The following is a 15,769-nucleotide window of genomic DNA, read 5'->3' as shown; positions in this document are numbered from 1 at the left end:
CCAGTCTTGAAATGTGGGAGTTCCCACAAAATTCCGCTTTTTGGATCGTTTCGGATTTCGAACGACCTTTTGTAGAGATTGGAATTTGTGTAGTAGTTCCTACATTGGAACGGTTTTAAGTTGATTTCAGACTGATTTTTCTCTGCGGAACAGCAACTTCGTATTCTCGATTTTTTCAATCCGGATCGTTTGTCGGAACAACTTAAAAACCTTTGTTGACAAAACAAAAAAGGTTTCACCGGAACGCAAAATCTTTTTTCATTCTTCCGTTTTTAGAATATTCAAAAATTAAAATATTCTAAATTTCAAACCCAGATCCCGAACCCTACTTTAAAAACCCTGCGGAAGTTTCCGGATAAATCTGAGAAGCGAGAATAAAAATAAAAACGCTGATCGCGATTCCCATCGACGCGAGTAGAACGTCCTTTCCCACCTTTCGAAACGTTTCGAGATACGGTAAATCTCGGAACGTCATAAAGTTCAAAATGATTTCTCTTCCGGCGAGCATTCCCAAAAAAACCCAAGTCGTGGACATGGGCATCTTACTCCATTCGTGGAACACGATCAAAATCGTTCCGTAAACCAAGTCGACGATCGTCGCGGCTTTAGACCATTGAATGTCCGATTTTTCGGTTACGATTTCCTGAATCGTTCCGCCGTTCGTGTAAAGAATAATTCCAAGCGCGACGACGAGCATCGAAATCGCAAGAGCGAATTCTAAGATGGAAAGTTGTCTCGGAAGATAAATGACGATATTGGCCGCGTCTTGACGCAACCAAGCGATCCAAAGATAAATCGTAGACAACCATTGAAACAAGGCCCAACGTTTTTCGCTTCTCGGATCGGGAACGTGGTCTTCGGTGTATTCTTTCGGATCGATTTTTACGAGAATTCCCCAAACGAGAATGGCGACACCGAAAGCGATCCCGTAACCGAAGAAGGATTTCGTGAGCATCTTTTCGATATTACTTCCTCCGAAAAGACCCAAGATCAAAAACGTGGTGGAGATCGGCGACTTCAACCGCGTAATTACGACCAAAATCAAAGGCGCTAAAAGTTGTATGAGATTGAATTGCCGGACTTCCGGAAAACTTTCCAAACGTCCGAAGTGAACCTGCGAATCGTTAAAAACCCAGGCGCCCAAAAAGATAAGAACTACGGTTCCGCCTAAAACGACAAGTTTCGGAATCCAATGAACGGTTCGTTTGCTTTCAATAAACGTTCCCACCGTTTGAACGGCGTCGTTTCCGGCGACGGAAAACGCGCTGATAAAAAACGCGAACCATCCGAGATAATACGAAGGAGATCCTAATTGATAAGCGACAACCATCAAAATGCCAGCGACCGCCACCAAGGAATAAAATCGGATCTGATCCTGAGTACTAGGATGCTGGAAATCTATTTCATTTTGTTTCATCGGAAAAGATATCTCTAAGCGAACGCTTAAAAAGATAATAATAAAACGCCGGAACTCCCGTCAAGGGGGTTCCGGTGCGGTGCAGAGGGGGTTTTAATCCAGAAAACGTTTTTCGTATTTGGATTCTATGTCACGGAGGTCGAAGAGGATGAAGAAATCGATGGTTTTAAAGACGCTATCCAAAGCGGGGATTCCACAGATCTGAGAACCTGCGCGGATATAACCTTTGATCAAAGCCGGAATTCTTTTTTGAACCACTTTCATATCGTCGATTACGTAGTTCGGATCGAAACCGGGAACTTCGAATCCAGCAAGAGGAGTTACGTCGAATTCTTTTCCGGCGAGAACCTTTTTCTCTTTTAAATAAGCGTAAACTTCGTTCGCGGATTGTGCGTCGGTGTGATGAATCGAACCGCAACCGAAAAGGTATCTAACGTTATTCTTCTGCATATACATTCCGAGTCCGGCCCAAAGCATGGAGATCACCGAACCGTCTCTGTATTCGGGATGAACACAGCTTCTTCCGATCTCCGCGGTTTCCGCGTCGAGTTCGTAGATTTTAGTGATGTTGAATTCGTTGTCCGAGTAAAAACCCAGATTTTGTTTTGCGACGGATCTGCGGAGAATTCTATACGTTCCCACGATCTTGTCTTCGCGGTTTTTATCGATAACGATGAGATGATCGCAGAAGAGATCGTATTCGTCTCTGTCTTTACGAGTCGCCGCGGATTGAGGAAGACCTTCCCCCAATTCAAGATTGAAAACCTCGTATCGAAGTGCGAGAGTGCGCTCTATTTCCAACTGGTTCTGTGCGATACGAACTTCCAGTTTTCTTTCTGTTTTAACCTTGTTCTCTAAACCTGTGCCCATAGCGGTTATCCTTCGGTTTTAAATTGTCCCCCATCATATTCGTTCTCGTTACGTTCAGATTACACAGAAAATAAATTCCGGTGACTCGAACCTCGAAAAAGTTCGGTTTAGAATTTTGAGAAAAAGGGAAGAATTCTTTCAAAAACGTTTAAAAACCGACTCTTTTTAAAACGACAAAAACCGATCCCAAAAGATTACGAAGAATGAATTTATTTCGGAACCTTGGAAATTAAAGAAAAAAACGAAACGTTTTCCGAAGCGTTTTTCAATCTTGGAAAGAATGCAGAAAATGGGCTCTCTATAACTTAGGAGGCCATCTGCATACGAGATTGGATGTAAGTCTCGATAAGATACTTCGCTTTCGGATCTAAAGCGCCGAATTCCACTCCGAACAAAGAAGCCTCGGGAGCCGCGACCTTGCGTTTGATTTTTCCGGAAAGTTTGATGGGGTTCCGACCAGGCAAAGTAAGAATCATTTGAACCGGAGAATTGAGATCGCAACCTTCAAAAAGGTGAGGAACTTCCACGGCGACGCCGCCGATGCTGATGTCTTTTGCGTTCAGAATATCGATGAAGTTAAGACCCATAAGTTGAATTTCGATGATTTCGTTTGTTGCAGGAAGAACTCTCGGAAACTTTCTGTGATCCATTGTGACGCCCGTTTTCATGTAAAATTCGACGAAGTCAGATTTTGAAATCAACAGAATTGAAATACAAGTTCTTTTTATAGCTTTTTATAAAAGTGAAATATTGTATTCAAGAACGACAAAAAAGTCTGCATTCTCAAATCAAAAGCGAGCCAGAGTTGCACGTTTTTCAATTGATTCATAACGTTTCGTCAATAAAGAACCAAAACTAGACTGAAAGGATTATTTTATTTGCCGTAGTTCCGACCAATCTCGAACTCCATAGGAAGCGAGATTGACAAATGCCGCAAAGCGACCCCATTGGTTCGCACGAAGTTGGGAAATCCATCTGATCATTCTATTCATTCGAAGTCCGCAAATGAGAAACTGCGAGCCTACGATTCAACGATGTTTAACTTCATCGAATCCAAAATTTTCCCGACCTTCTTATCAAACTTCTTATTGAATACGAACGCGTTCAGGGTTTTTTCCAAAAATAAAATCATCTCCACGGCCTTCCATTCGAGAACGGTTTTGTGATCCCGAATTTTACCGGAATGAAGATACGTGGAAATTCCCCGAATCGATTCGTTTTTAAAATCCCTTCTCAACGCGATGAACAACGCCTGCGCCTCGGGAGTTAAGAAATGAAATTTTTTGGAAAACAAAACCGCATCGTGAAAATACTCGGGACGAATCACCGCGCCGTTCAATCGAAGAGAAAGAATCAAAAAACCGATAAAGTCCGAAATCTGATGAAAGATTCCCAAACCGGGAACGTCCTGCCCCGGATACAATCTGCTTTTATCCATCGAAGGCGATTTCGGATGACGTGTCTGAAGCCAATTGATGATGAGATATTTTTCCTTAAAGAAGTAATCGTTGATTTCAAGTCTGTATTCTTGAACGCTCAAACGAAGATGTAAAAGAATTTCCTTATCGGAAATCAAAGCGAGTCTTTGAAAATCCTGACCCATTCCGGAAATTTCAAGCTGAACGTTTTTATAACCTTTCTTTTCGATCTCCGGAAGAATTCCAGTGATCTCGAGAAGTTCTAAAATATTTTCGCTCGTTAAAGAATTAAAAAGAACTCCTTCTTGAAACGAAGCGCTCGAATCGTCTACGGCCGCGGCTAAAAATTCATCGTAAACGAAATCGAAAAATCTGGGATTGTTGTAACTCGATTTAGCCATGAAAAGAATCCAAGAATTTCAAAACAAAAAAAATTCTTTTTTCCCGATTCCATCACGATCTTTTAGTACTCCTTTTTTTCAAGGAGAATCCCTGAAGCAGAAGAACGATTCTAAATCGAATCCGATACGACTCTTCGTTCTATAAAACGGATTTAAAAACGGAATCCGGCGCTTCCACTTGAGGATAATGTCCGATCCCTTTCAATTCCACGATATCCGCGGACGGAGAAATTTCTCGAAAACGCGCAACAAGATGAGCTCCGCTCACCGGATCGTCGACGCCGTTGATCATTCGGATCGGCACGGGAGAATGGAGCACGGCGCCTACCCAACGTTCTCGATTGATCTTTCGTTCTTGAATGTATCGAATCAATCGGTGCGCGATTTTGGTTCCGTTATCGCCAGCGACCAAGTCCCAAAAAACGTCGAGTTCTTCTTGGCTCGGTTTTGTATTCGATCCGAAAACAGCCGAAAAACTTTTTTGAAAGGATTTGCGATTCATCAATCTCGAAAGAATCCAACCGATCGGACTGTGTAAAAGTTTTTGAATGAACCTGGGTCTGTGCGATTCGGGAAAAATTCCTCCGTTGAGAAAAGTCACCGCCTTGATGTTCAAACCCTTTTGTCCGGATTGTTTTCGATCGATAAAACGAGCGAGAAGTTCCTGCGCCACCGTGTCGCCGAGATCGTGCGCGAGAATTTTCACTTCTTCGATTCCCTTGTCGCTTAACAATTTTTCTATGATGTCCGCTTGTAAAAAGATCGAATAATCAATCGCAGGTTTGGAGGAAAATCCGAATCCGATCAGATCGGTCGCGATCAATCTTCTTTTTTGTGCGAGAGGTTTCCAAATTTTTTCCCAATCAAAGGACGCGGTGGGAAATCCGTGGATCAATAGAAGATTCTCCCCATTTCCTTCTTCTTTATAAAAAATTTTCCAATCCCCGTACGATACGAAGGAACCGGAACGTTTCCATTCTTCTAATGTCATAAATTCTCCGTTTCAACCGTTTACCGGCTATTATAGATGATTTGAATTTGAGAAGCAGATAAAGCAACCGGATAATACACCCGAAGTTCGTCGATCAAACCCACGTACAATTGACTCGCGTCGCGTCTAAATCTTCCGATGTTCGCCGCCTGAGAATTGGGAGGCGCGAACGTGGAAGAAAAAATATATCCCGTTTGAACAGCGACTCCGTCGTAATACAAGGTCGTATTCGGATTTCCTAAAGTAGGATCGTACACGCAGGCGACGTGATGCCAACCTACGATCGAACCGTTCCAACTAAAACCTTCGCTAAACGCTCCTTCTTGCCAGGATTGCACGCCTAACAACGTATTGCTTACGATAAGGTCAAAGATCAAATTCGAAAACGGTCCGTTGTTCTCCGACTTATCGAATATGGTTCCGATCGAGGACGTATCGGGACTGACCCACGCGGTAACGCTGATCGGTTGAGTCCCCGCAAAATGAAAGTTCTGTGCGGCCGAATCGGGAATGTCGATATAATCAAAGGCCGGCGTTGCGCCGTATCCGAGCCGAATCGCATTGCCTACAATTCCCGGAACGAAGGTTCCTCCGAAGTTGCCGGTTACAAATCCGTTATTCCCGTTTCCGGAAGAATCGTTAAAGCCAATACTCTCGAACTGAGAAAACAAAGAAAGCGTTCCTACGTTGGAAACGCCGGTTCCCTGCAACGTTACGTTTACGGATGCGATGTTCCCTCCGGGTTGAACGTTTAAGGTCGCGGTTCTTAAACCTGCGGAAGAGCTGTTGAAATAAATCGAAGCGGTAGCCGAAGCTCCGTTCGTTATAGTTCCGTTAGGCGAACCGGTCACTATAAAATCGGAAGCGTTCGCTCCCGATATATTCAAAAAATTGGATGTAGGAATCGTAAAATCTCCGCCCGAAGAATTCGTGATCGTAATCGTCGCGGTAGGAGATCGAAATCCGTTCAACACAGATTGAAAATCGTATGTCGCGCCGCTCGAAAGAGAAACCTGATTGATGGAAACCCCGATCGGCCCGGACGGCCCGATTGCGACGCTTGCATTCGAAGTGGTCCCTTGTTTGGCCCAAGCGATCGAAAGTTCGGGAAGAGAGGAAGATTCCGGATCGTATTGACAGAACGTCAACGACGAGAACGTGATCGAGGTTAAGATGAGAAGAATCGATTTCATTTTCAAATCCGGTTCCTCTTTTCCATTCTCGGGTAGGAATGGAATCTTTGAGGAACTCAGATCTTATAAAGAAATTTCAAAAAAACAATCACTATCCCGATCGAAAATTCGAAATTTTGAAAGCGATTTAAAGAATGAATCGATCCGCGATCTTTCTCAAGTTTTCGGCAGAATGTTCGAGACTTTTTGCGGACGCGGAAATCTCCTCCGCACCCGACGCGGTTCCCAGCGTATGATCGTTGATCTGGATGATCACTTGCGTAATTTCATGGAACGCCTGTTTCTGCTCGTCCATCGCTTGTTTGACGAACTCCGCGTCCTCCCCGACCTTGTCCGCGCGTTCCGCGACTTGTTGATTGATCCCTTCCTGAGCGCTCGTAATTCCGAAAAGTTTTTCCATAGCCTTGGAAACCATATCCGTACTTTTGATGATTCCGTGAATGACTTCGGAAGACGATTCGATTCCGTTTGCGCCCGAATCGAGTTCGTGATTGTTTCTTAATATCATTTCACTGATCGATTTGATGGAAGAAGCGGTCTTTTCGGATAACTTGGAAATTTCTTCCGCGACAACCGCAAATCCTCGACCGGCCTCTCCCGCTCTGGCGGCTTCGATCGCCGCGTTCAATGCGAGAAGCGAGGTCTGATCCGAAATGTCGTTGATGATTCCGATGATCGCGGACATTTCTCCGGAAGATTTGATGATGTTTTGAACCATCGTCTTCATCTGACCGAGGGATTCTTCCCCTTTGACCGCCTGTGTGGAAATTCCCTGCGTAAGATCCAGCGCTTGTTTGATTTCCAATCCGATCTCTCGTACGCTCGAGGAAAGGGTCCTTATATTATTATGAAATTCTAATATATTTTTATACTGGCGATCGGTTCCCGCGGAGATGCTGTCCATACCGGAAGAAAGTTCCTCGACGGTGGCCGACATTTCCTCCGTCGAAGCCGCGGTCGCTTGTGCGCCGGACGCGAAAGAATCCGAAGAAGCCGTCAACTCTTCCGAAGAAGTGGCAAGTTCGGTGGAAACCCTTTGAATGTCCTTTAAAGAATTACGAATACTGAATATAAAAGAATTCATATCCCGACTCATCGAACCGATCTCGTCCTCGTAGACCACTTTGATGTCCGACGTGAGATCCCCTTCGGCCATGGTTTTGAAAAGTTTGCTCGCGTTCTCCAAAGGACCGAGTCGTTTTTTCAAAAGAAGATATAAAAGATACGCGGAGATCGACGCGGTTACAAGGCCGGACAATACGATCAAAATCAAAAGTCCGACCAGAGATTCGCGGATTTCGGCCTTCGGCTGAATCGCTACGATGGAAAGTTTCCATTCGTCGAGTCTATAGACCATCGCATAACGGTCCCCGCCTTTGAATGTGAACTCCATCACTTCTCCGGTTTTCAGACCCAACATGGTTTCGCCGTACGATTCTTTCCTGATATCCAAGTTTAAGATCATCTCTTTTTTCGGATGTGCGATGATGATTCCGTTCTGATCCATCGCGGAAACGTAACCTTGTTCTCCGATTTTGATTTCTTTGATGATCTTTTCCGAAACCGTATCGAAGGAAAGAGCGACTCCCACAAGTCCGATCGGTCGATTTCCTTCGAAAATCGGAACCGAAAGAAGCGCGACCGGCAATCCGGTTACGGGAGATTTTCTTGCTTCGGCCAAATAAAATTTTCCTTCCTTAGCCGCGTTTAAACTTTTTTCGATTCCGGCTTCGGAAAGTTTAAAACCGAGTGTGACTCCTCCCCTTCCGTCCGCGAGAATTTTAGAATCTACGTCCAATCGGCATATAAAGATATTCTCATAAACTCCGTATCTTTGCATGAGATCCTGATAAAAACTTCCGGCGATCGGCGCGCCCGTTCTTAAGGTTTCCATCGTACGCGGATCTTTTGAAATCGTCCAGGCGACGTTCAGGTGAGAATTCAGAAAAGAATCGAACTCCAACCCGACTACGGAAACCACGCTCTTCATCTGGCTCATATAATTTTCCGTGATCTTTTTTCTTCCGAAAAAATACGCGGCGCCGGATAGGATACAAGTCAGAGCGAACAAAATCGAAATTCCAGAAATCAATAAAATAAACTTGAGACTGCTGCGGCGCATGAAATACTCCCGATCGGTTATGAAACCAATGTTTTTAGAGAACTCATTTTGAATACACGGAACGATAATTATCGATTTCTTAAGTTATAAATCTAAGAAAACCAAAGCAATAAAATACCCCATTTTATATAGCTTGTCTATAAAAATAATCAGAAAGAACTAGTTATTTAAACCGAAATGAATATGAGGCATTATATTCAAATTATTGAATATACTAAACAAAGCACCGCAGACTCCATAAGAATTTCGTTTCGAAGCGGCTTAAAGAATTTGTAAAAGTCGTTTTCTAAATTCTTCCCTATCTTTTCCGGAGGGTAATTTTCCGAATCCGGCCTTGAGATTGTCTCTGAGATGGGAAATTTTGGAAGTGGCTGGAATTACGCAAGTGACCGCAGGATGAGAAAGAATATATTTCAAAAACGTTTGGCCGAAAGAATCGCAATCCCATTCCTTAAAATAATCAGGCAACGGTTTCCCTTTGACTCTTCTGAAAAGTTCTCCTTCTTCAAAAGGACGATTGATCAAAACTCCGATTCCGTTTTCCTGTGCGAAGGGAAGAATTCTTTCCTCAGCGGCGCGCGTCACGATCGAATACGGAATTTGTATAAAGTCCATATTCTCCGTCTTTGCGATTTTTTCCATTTCGGGAAAAGCGGAAGAAACGTAATGAGTCAAACCCAAGTATCGAATCTTTTGACCTTCCTGAAGAAAGCGCAAAGTTTTTAAATGTGTATTCGTATCCACTAAATTATGAATTTGGAATAGATCGATTCGGTTCGTTTTGAATTTTTCAAAAGAGGATTGGATCTGGGCTTTTCCGGCGGATTCTCCCCGAATCCAAACCTTGGTCGCGTAAAAAACTTTTTTCCGTTTTTCTTCCGAAAGAGAGGACGCGAGAATTCCAACGATCTCCTCCGATCTTCCGTACATCGGCGAGGAATCCACGACCGTTCCGCCTTGATCGATAAATTCTTTCCAAACCTCTCGTAGCGATTCCAGTTCGGAAGAATCCTTGGATATATCCATGGTTTGCCAAGTACCGAGTCCGATCGCGGGAATTTTTTCTCCGCTTTTTTGAATCGTTCTTTCCAACATCTTCGCACCCTCCTTGGCAAATAGACTTTCGAAGGAAGATCGGATCAAACCGGCGGCGAGTCCGATCGCTGCTGTTCGTTTTAAAAAATCGGAACGAGACAAGAGATCCATACTTTTGATTCTTCCTTTCTTTCGAAAACCTACTTCGAAAACGCGGAATAAAAAAGTAAAAAACCGATTCTATCGATGATTGTATTTGATTTTTCGGATTTTTCTCTTCGATAAAATCTGAAGTCCGTCTTTGTTTTCCACGTAAACGTCCTTTTCGGTTTGTTTAGTGATGTTTCCGTATAACTTCCTTCCGTTTCTAAGAATGATCGTGCTGGTATATTCTTCCGGCGGAGAATCTTCAGGTTCGATTCGTTTTTTAACGGATTCGTTTTCATCGTTTCGTGTTGCGCTGATTTCGATTCTTCTGTTTTGAAACGAAGCGCTTTCATCCAAACTTCTTTGGATCGGTCTGCTGGATCCGAGTCCGCGGATTTCCATTCGGGAAGTATCGATTCCTTGCGCGAGTAAATATTCCTTTGTCGACTTGGCTCTTTTGAGGGAAAGAATCCGATTCTGTTTTTCTCCTCCATTCAAGTCGGTATGACCCGTGATCAAAATTTTCAAACCCGGGTTGGCCCGGAGTATTTCGGAAAGTTCGTCCAGAATCTCGAAGGATTCTTCGTTGATCCGATCCGAGTTCGAATTAAAATAAACTCCTCTTAATACGAAACCCTTGGAACGAACGATGGAATCAAAGTTTAATTTAATGCGAACACATTCTATTTCGACGCTTCTCGTGTCGTACAACCCGCCGACAAAAATATGAACGAAAAAATCCGTGATACTTCTGAAGATTTTAAAACTTCGGATTCCTTCGGGACATTCGGCGCGATCGTGTCCTCCTTCGAAATATCCGAGCACATAACTTTTGGAAGTGAAGCTGACTCCTTTGAAAGATTCTCCGTCTCTCGGAAATTGGGAAGGAATGATATTCGTCTGATGACAATCGACGAACATCAAACAAAGAAACAAGAGAATTCCGTAGAATGAAAACTTAATTCTATCGTTTAAGAAAAAACTTTTTAAGCGGATCAGTGACATACGATCTCCAAAGAACGGGGAGAATAAATTCCGATCGTCATTTGTTCCACCAGGATATTCGTGATCGAAGAATATTGATGGACTTCCTTGATTCCCCGATGAGGGCAATACTCGGATTCGGAATATTCCAATTTTCTAGGCAACAATCCCATGAGATAATAATTCTGTTTGAGTAGAATGGTTTCCCGATTGGTTTCCGCCTTTCGTTTTTGTTTGAGTGTGGGCGCGACCTCCACCCTCGCGTGTTGACAAAGGATCGCTTGAAAAGAAAATAAGATTAGAATCAGGTAATTTAGATATTTATAATTCATTGTCATTCCTATTTTTGCACGCAGTAGATTACAAGATTGTTGCTGCAAGGATAAGATGTGGTACCGTCGAGAACCGTTTTGTCAGTATTGTTACTTACGCCAATCTGACCGGATTCCGTGATCGAACCGCTTGTCCAAGAAACGCCCGAAATCGTACAAGTGGCTCCGGATTTGGGAATCCAAGTCGCGCCGCTCGCGTCGATTCCGGTAAAAACCGCGTTTCCACCGGGGGATGTAATGGTGTTTGTGACCGGAAAGACAAACTGCGCGCTCGCATTGGTAGAAGCAACCGTCAGACCGGCGTTGCTGAAACTTTTATAAACCGTATTGGGCCAAAGAACCCAATTCGTAGTAAGCGTTCTACTTCCGTCGTCGGCCATAATGAGCGCTTTGTAATCGCTCGGATTTCCCGGAGCTAACGCCCCCGTTGCGGCCGTCACACACTTTGCATCGGCGCCCGAAACTCCTCCGAAATTTCCGGTGGTGGCCGTGGACAAAAAAATAGAACATCCGCCGTTGTTCGCACAAGAAGACGCGGGAGGACCGGAGGAACCCGGACCCGTTGACGAACCGGAACCGCCCGATCCGTTTCCGTGTTGCAAAAGAAGAAGTAACTCGATCGACTCGTTCCCGTTTCCGTTCGAGGACTTGGAAGGAATGGCAAGTCCCGTGAGAACCGGCCAAATGGTACAGGAAACCGTGAGAAAATGCGAAATGATAAACGAAGCAACCCAAACGGGAAATTTCGCCTTATTGGAGTTAAATGAAAGGTAAGCGCCCATACTCGTTCTACAATTCCAGGCCGGAATAGTAGACAGATTCTCAGTACGGATTCGATTCTAGGGAATGAACGACCAATAAAATGGCTTTTTGTAATTCGGTTTGATTCTTTATAAATCCGAACCGAATTACGTGAGCGGCGACGACCTTTGCCGTTTAATGCGCCTCGTCCCAGTTGACTCCGAATTTTCCTTCCACAAGAATCGGAAGATCGAGAGGCATCGCGGTTTCCATAAACTTTTTCATGGACGCCTTGAATTCTTCCTTTTCCTTTTTATGAACCTCGAAGACCAATTCGTCGTGAACCTGCAAAAGCATCTTGGATTGATAGCCCTTCTTTTCGATGTCCTCGTGGATTTTAATCATCGCGATCTTGATCATGTCCGCGCTGGTTCCCTGAATCGGGCTGTTGATCGCGATTCTTTTTGCGGCTTCTTTTGCGGATTTGTGCGTGCTGTTGATGTCAGTTACGGGACGACGTCGTCCGGTTAAGGTTTGAACGTAACCGTTCTTTTCCGCAAACTCTACCATGGAATCCATATACGTTTTTACGCCCGGATACTGTGTCATATAACGTTCGATGAAGGACTTTGCTTCGTCCCTCGAAATTCTCAGGTTGCGACTGAGCCCGTACGGAGTGACTCCGTATATTACGGAAAAGTTAACTACTTTCGCCTTGTCCCTCATTTCGTGAGTGACTTCCTTTTCGGGAACGCCGTACAACGCCGCCGCGGTTCGTTTGTGAATATCGATCCCGTGATTGTATGCGTCGAGCATCGCCGGGTCCTTGGAAACGTGCGCCATAATTCTAAGTTCGATCTGAGAATAATCCAAACTCAAAATCTCGTAGTCGCTCGATCCGACGATAAAACCTTTTCTCAAAAGACGACCTTCCCGATCGCGGATCGGAATGTTCTGCAGGTTCGGATCCGTGGAAGACAATCTTCCCGTTGCGGCGATCGTTTGATTGTAACTCGTATGAATTCTTCCCGTCTTCGGATTGACCATCTTCGGAAGCGCGTCGACATAAGTGGATTTGAGTTTCGTATATTTTCTGTAATCCAAAAGTTTTTCGATGATGGGATGTTCCCCCGCAAGTTCTTCGAGAACTTCGTGATCGGTGGAATAACCTGTCTGCGTTTTTTTTACGACTCTCAACTGGAGATCTTCAAAAAGAATTTTTTGAAGTTCCTTCGTCGAAGCGATGTTAAACGGTCCTCCGGCTTGTTTGTGGATTTCCCCTTCGAGATGACGGATTTCGCGATCGAAGTCGCGGGCCAATTCCTCGAAGTATGGAACGTCCAACGCGATTCCGGTTTTTTCCATCTTTGCAAGAACCGGAATCAAGGGCATTTCCATATCCTTGAGAATGTTTTCGACTCCGGAATCCTTAATCGACTTTCTCAAAATTTGATACAGTCTGAAGGTTACGTCCGCGTCTTCTGCAGCGTATTCCGCGACTTGTTCGGGATCGATATCGGTGAGTTCCTTCTTTTTCTTTCCGGTTCCCACGAGATCGTCGTAGGTGATCGTATCGTAGTTCAGAAGGTCCTTGGCGAGATCGTCCATGTTATGACGTCTTCCTTCCGGTCGAATCACATACGAAGCGAGCATCGTATCGAACTGAATATTGTTTAACACAAAACCATGATTTTCTAATACGATTAGATCGTATTTGATGTTCTGGCCGACCTTCGGAATCTCGCTCGCAAGAACCGGACCCAGATGTTCCTTTACCTCTTCGAGACTCAGGGACTTATCCTGAAACAAGGAAGCGTTGTTTTTGATCGAAACGTAAAAACCGGTTTTTTCCTGATTGGAAAACGAAATTCCCAAAATCTCCGCCATAGCGGGGTTAGGCGACGTTGTTTCCGTATCAACCGAAAGAACCCTCGATTTCAAAAGTCCTCTGCATACTTTGGAAAGTTCTTCTGCGGATGTGATAAAACGATACGTTCCTTTTTCCGCGGCGGGAACGGATTTGTTTTCACCGCCTTCCGCGGTCGCGGCCGTATCGGCGGATGCGACGTCCGAATCCTTGGGAACTTCTTTTCCCGCGGACTTGGCCAGATCTCTGGAAAGAACGTTATAACCTTGCGATTTAAAATAAAGAATGGCCTGATCGGATTTGTAATCCGGAGTTTCGATGTCCTTTTCGGTAATCTTTAATTTCAGATCTCTTCGAATCGTTGCGAGTTCTTTGGAAAGATATGCGTTCTCCTTTTGTTCGGTGAGTTTGGTTTTCATCGAAGGATTTTTGATCTTTTCGATATTCTTATAAACCCCGTCCAAGGATTTGTATTCCTGGAGAAGTTTGGACGCGCCCTTGTCTCCGATTCCTTTTACGCCGGGAATGTTATCCGAAGTATCGCCTACGATTCCCATGTAATCGGGAATCTGTTTTACGTCCACGCCCAATTCTTCCTTGACCCAATTGGAATCGATTTCGACGAACTCGGTGACTCCTTTTTTGCCTCGGAGCATTTTTATATTCTTTTTTTCTAATAGTTGATACAAGTCCTTATCGCCGGAAAAGATAAGAATTTCTTTGGCGGTCGCTTTGTAGTTTTCGCAAAGGGTTCCGATGATGTCGTCGGCTTCGTGACCTTCCATCTTCAAAACCTTAAAGCCGATGTTCTCAAGCGTCTCCATCACTTCCTTGATCTGAGGACGAAGATCTTCGGGCATCGGTTTGCGATTGGCCTTATAATCTTGAAAGGTTTTTCCCCGCTCCAAAGGTCCGCCCGGATCAAACGTCATCGCGACGTGAGTCGGCGTATAATCCTGAAGGAGTTTAAAAAGCATTTTAAAAAAACCGAATGTGGCTCCGCTGGGCTTTCCGGTTTTCGAATTGGTAAGATTGGAAGCTCCGAACGCGTAGTATGCTCGGAATACGAAGGCGTGCCCGTCGATGATCAAGAGACGTTTCATTCTTTTTCTCCGAAAAGTTCCTCACCCAGAAAGGAATAGTATGCGAGTTCCGTTTTACGGATCGTGTTTTTGATGGAGAATCTTTTGACGGATTCTTTGTTGAAACTTCCGAACGTTTTGCGAAGTTTTAAATCATCCATTAAGGTTTCATAATATTTTGCAAGCGCGTCCGCATCACCTACTTCCGCGAGAAAGGCTCCTTTTTCGTGCGTAAGCATTTCTCCGATTCCTCCTCCCTTGGTCGCGACGATCGGAAGACCGACGGCCATTGCGTCGAGAATGGAAGTTCCAAGACCTTCTTCCTTGGAAGTCAGCGTAAAAATATCGAACAAGGAAAGAATGTCCGGAACGTCGGTTCTATAACCCGTAAAGACAACTTTATCAGAAATTCCTAATGTGTTTGCGAGATCTTCCAATTCTTTTCTGAGTTCGCCTTCACCGACAAGAAACACCTTGAAGTTTCGGGAAGAATCGATTTTTGCGATCGCGTTCAAAAGCGTTTTTTGATCCTTGTGATCCACAAGCGCGGCGACATTTCCGATTACGATCGTATCTTTTTTAATCGAGAATTCTTTTTTATAACGCGCGGGATCGGGAAGTTTTTTTGCAAAGGAGAAATCGATTCCGCTGTGAACGGTTACGGTTTTTGCGGGATCGACTCCGTCTCTGAGAAGAATTTCTCGGATCTTATTGGAAACCGTTAAGAAAAGATCGTTTCGTTTGGATTTATATTTCCAAATCGAAAATAAGTTTTTTCTAATACTGAAATCCACTCGTCGGGAAACCACGAGTTTCGTATCGGGAAGTTTTGATTTCGCGAACAAAGCAAGCGTATGCGCCTTGGCCGTATGCGTATGAATCAATTTGATCTTTTTTTCCTGAACCAAGGCGCGGATCGCTTTGACGGATGCGAGGTCCCATTCTCCCCTCATGTCCACGGCTTGAAACGGAAGTCCATGGTCGGAACACCGTCCTTCCAAGGCGGAACCCGGTTTGCCCACGATGAGTTGAGGAATCTTTCTCTTTTTCAGACCCTCTGCCAGGAGCAGGAGTTGTCTTTCTCCCCCTCTCCATCCTGTTTCTGTATCTATATGCAAAATCACCGGCTCAGTTTCCAGTTGCCTGTCCATTTCTGCAAGGAATCCTTG

At 44.4% G+C, this 15,769-nt stretch carries 13 protein-coding genes; all 13 read right to left on the bottom strand.

Annotation, left to right across the window (positions count from 1 at the left end):
• Positions 1-325: 325 nt before the first annotated feature.
• Positions 326-1,417, bottom strand: coding sequence for a hypothetical protein (locus LEP1GSC052_RS18480; RefSeq protein WP_010572777.1), 1,092 nt, complete (start codon positions 1,415-1,417; stop codon positions 326-328).
• Positions 1,418-1,510: 93 nt separating this feature from the next.
• Entirely contained in the window at positions 1,511-2,287 is a 777-nt protein-coding gene (locus LEP1GSC052_RS18475) for a GNAT family N-acetyltransferase (RefSeq protein ID WP_010572778.1), read from the bottom strand.
• Positions 2,288-2,592: 305 nt separating this feature from the next.
• Positions 2,593-2,955 carry a PilZ domain-containing protein gene (locus LEP1GSC052_RS18470; RefSeq protein WP_010572779.1) on the bottom strand — a complete coding sequence of 121 codons (363 nt, stop codon included), beginning with the start codon at positions 2,953-2,955 and terminating at the stop codon, positions 2,593-2,595.
• A gap of 353 nt (positions 2,956-3,308) precedes the next feature.
• The gene (locus tag LEP1GSC052_RS18465) at positions 3,309-4,106 is read right to left on the bottom strand and encodes a hypothetical protein (protein WP_010572780.1); all 798 of its coding nucleotides are present in this window, start codon (positions 4,104-4,106) and stop codon (positions 3,309-3,311) included.
• A gap of 139 nt (positions 4,107-4,245) precedes the next feature.
• A complete protein-coding gene (locus LEP1GSC052_RS18460; protein WP_010572781.1) occupies positions 4,246-5,097 on the bottom strand; it encodes an alpha/beta fold hydrolase in 852 nt (283 codons plus the stop codon).
• Positions 5,098-5,117: 20 nt separating this feature from the next.
• Positions 5,118-6,290, bottom strand: a complete 1,173-nt coding sequence (locus LEP1GSC052_RS18455) for a LamG-like jellyroll fold domain-containing protein (protein ID WP_010572782.1) — start codon at positions 6,288-6,290, stop codon at positions 5,118-5,120.
• A 127-nt stretch (positions 6,291-6,417) separates the two neighbouring features.
• Positions 6,418-8,412, bottom strand: coding sequence for a methyl-accepting chemotaxis protein (locus tag LEP1GSC052_RS18450; protein WP_010572783.1), 1,995 nt, complete (start codon positions 8,410-8,412; stop codon positions 6,418-6,420).
• Between the two features lie 261 nt (positions 8,413-8,673).
• A complete protein-coding gene (locus LEP1GSC052_RS18445; RefSeq protein ID WP_010572784.1) occupies positions 8,674-9,618 on the bottom strand; it encodes an aldo/keto reductase in 945 nt (314 codons plus the stop codon).
• A gap of 69 nt (positions 9,619-9,687) precedes the next feature.
• Positions 9,688-10,599, bottom strand: a complete 912-nt coding sequence (locus tag LEP1GSC052_RS18440) for an OmpA family protein (RefSeq protein ID WP_010572785.1) — start codon at positions 10,597-10,599, stop codon at positions 9,688-9,690.
• Positions 10,590-10,910 carry a Bor/Iss family lipoprotein gene (locus LEP1GSC052_RS20780; protein ID WP_010572786.1) on the bottom strand — a complete coding sequence of 107 codons (321 nt, stop codon included), beginning with the start codon at positions 10,908-10,910 and terminating at the stop codon, positions 10,590-10,592. Before LEP1GSC052_RS20780 ends, LEP1GSC052_RS18440 begins: the two co-directional genes overlap by 10 nt.
• Positions 10,911-10,918: 8 nt before the next feature.
• Entirely contained in the window at positions 10,919-11,692 is a 774-nt protein-coding gene (locus LEP1GSC052_RS18430; RefSeq protein ID WP_010572787.1) for a DUF1554 domain-containing protein, read from the bottom strand.
• Between the two features lie 154 nt (positions 11,693-11,846).
• Positions 11,847-14,621 (bottom strand): DNA polymerase I, encoded by a 2,775-nt coding sequence (gene polA / locus LEP1GSC052_RS18425; RefSeq protein WP_010572788.1) that lies wholly within the window; start codon positions 14,619-14,621, stop codon positions 11,847-11,849.
• Positions 14,618-15,724 (bottom strand): glycosyltransferase, encoded by a 1,107-nt coding sequence (locus LEP1GSC052_RS18420; protein WP_040913192.1) that lies wholly within the window; start codon positions 15,722-15,724, stop codon positions 14,618-14,620. The genes polA and LEP1GSC052_RS18420 overlap by 4 nt, the downstream gene beginning before the upstream one ends.
• Positions 15,725-15,769 lie beyond the last annotated feature (45 nt).

It is taken from the genome of Leptospira kmetyi serovar Malaysia str. Bejo-Iso9 (genome assembly GCF_000243735.2).
Classification (GTDB): Bacteria; Spirochaetota; Leptospiria; order Leptospirales; family Leptospiraceae; genus Leptospira; species Leptospira kmetyi.
The sequence above is the reverse complement of the archived record's forward strand: the minus strand, read 5'-3'. Positions and strand labels throughout refer to the sequence as shown.

Bases quoted from the DNA above. Each gene is read 5' to 3' on its own strand.
- LEP1GSC052_RS18480 (WP_010572777.1), bottom strand. From the start codon at position 1,417: ATGAAACAAAATGAAATAGATTTCCAGCATCCTAGTACTCAGGATCAG.
- LEP1GSC052_RS18475 (WP_010572778.1), bottom strand. From the start codon at position 2,287: ATGGGCACAGGTTTAGAGAACAAGGTTAAAACAGAAAGAAAACTGGAA.
- LEP1GSC052_RS18470 (WP_010572779.1), bottom strand. From the start codon at position 2,955: ATGAAAACGGGCGTCACAATGGATCACAGAAAGTTTCCGAGAGTTCTT.
- LEP1GSC052_RS18465 (WP_010572780.1), bottom strand. From the start codon at position 4,106: ATGGCTAAATCGAGTTACAACAATCCCAGATTTTTCGATTTCGTTTAC.
- LEP1GSC052_RS18460 (WP_010572781.1), bottom strand. From the start codon at position 5,097: ATGACATTAGAAGAATGGAAACGTTCCGGTTCCTTCGTATCGTACGGG.
- LEP1GSC052_RS18455 (WP_010572782.1), bottom strand. From the start codon at position 6,290: ATGAAATCGATTCTTCTCATCTTAACCTCGATCACGTTCTCGTCGTTG.
- LEP1GSC052_RS18450 (WP_010572783.1), bottom strand. From the start codon at position 8,412: ATGCGCCGCAGCAGTCTCAAGTTTATTTTATTGATTTCTGGAATTTCG.
- LEP1GSC052_RS18445 (WP_010572784.1), bottom strand. From the start codon at position 9,618: ATGGATCTCTTGTCTCGTTCCGATTTTTTAAAACGAACAGCAGCGATC.
- LEP1GSC052_RS18440 (WP_010572785.1), bottom strand. From the start codon at position 10,599: ATGTCACTGATCCGCTTAAAAAGTTTTTTCTTAAACGATAGAATTAAG.
- LEP1GSC052_RS20780 (WP_010572786.1), bottom strand. From the start codon at position 10,910: ATGAATTATAAATATCTAAATTACCTGATTCTAATCTTATTTTCTTTT.
- LEP1GSC052_RS18430 (WP_010572787.1), bottom strand. From the start codon at position 11,692: ATGGGCGCTTACCTTTCATTTAACTCCAATAAGGCGAAATTTCCCGTT.
- polA (WP_010572788.1), bottom strand. From the start codon at position 14,621: ATGAAACGTCTCTTGATCATCGACGGGCACGCCTTCGTATTCCGAGCA.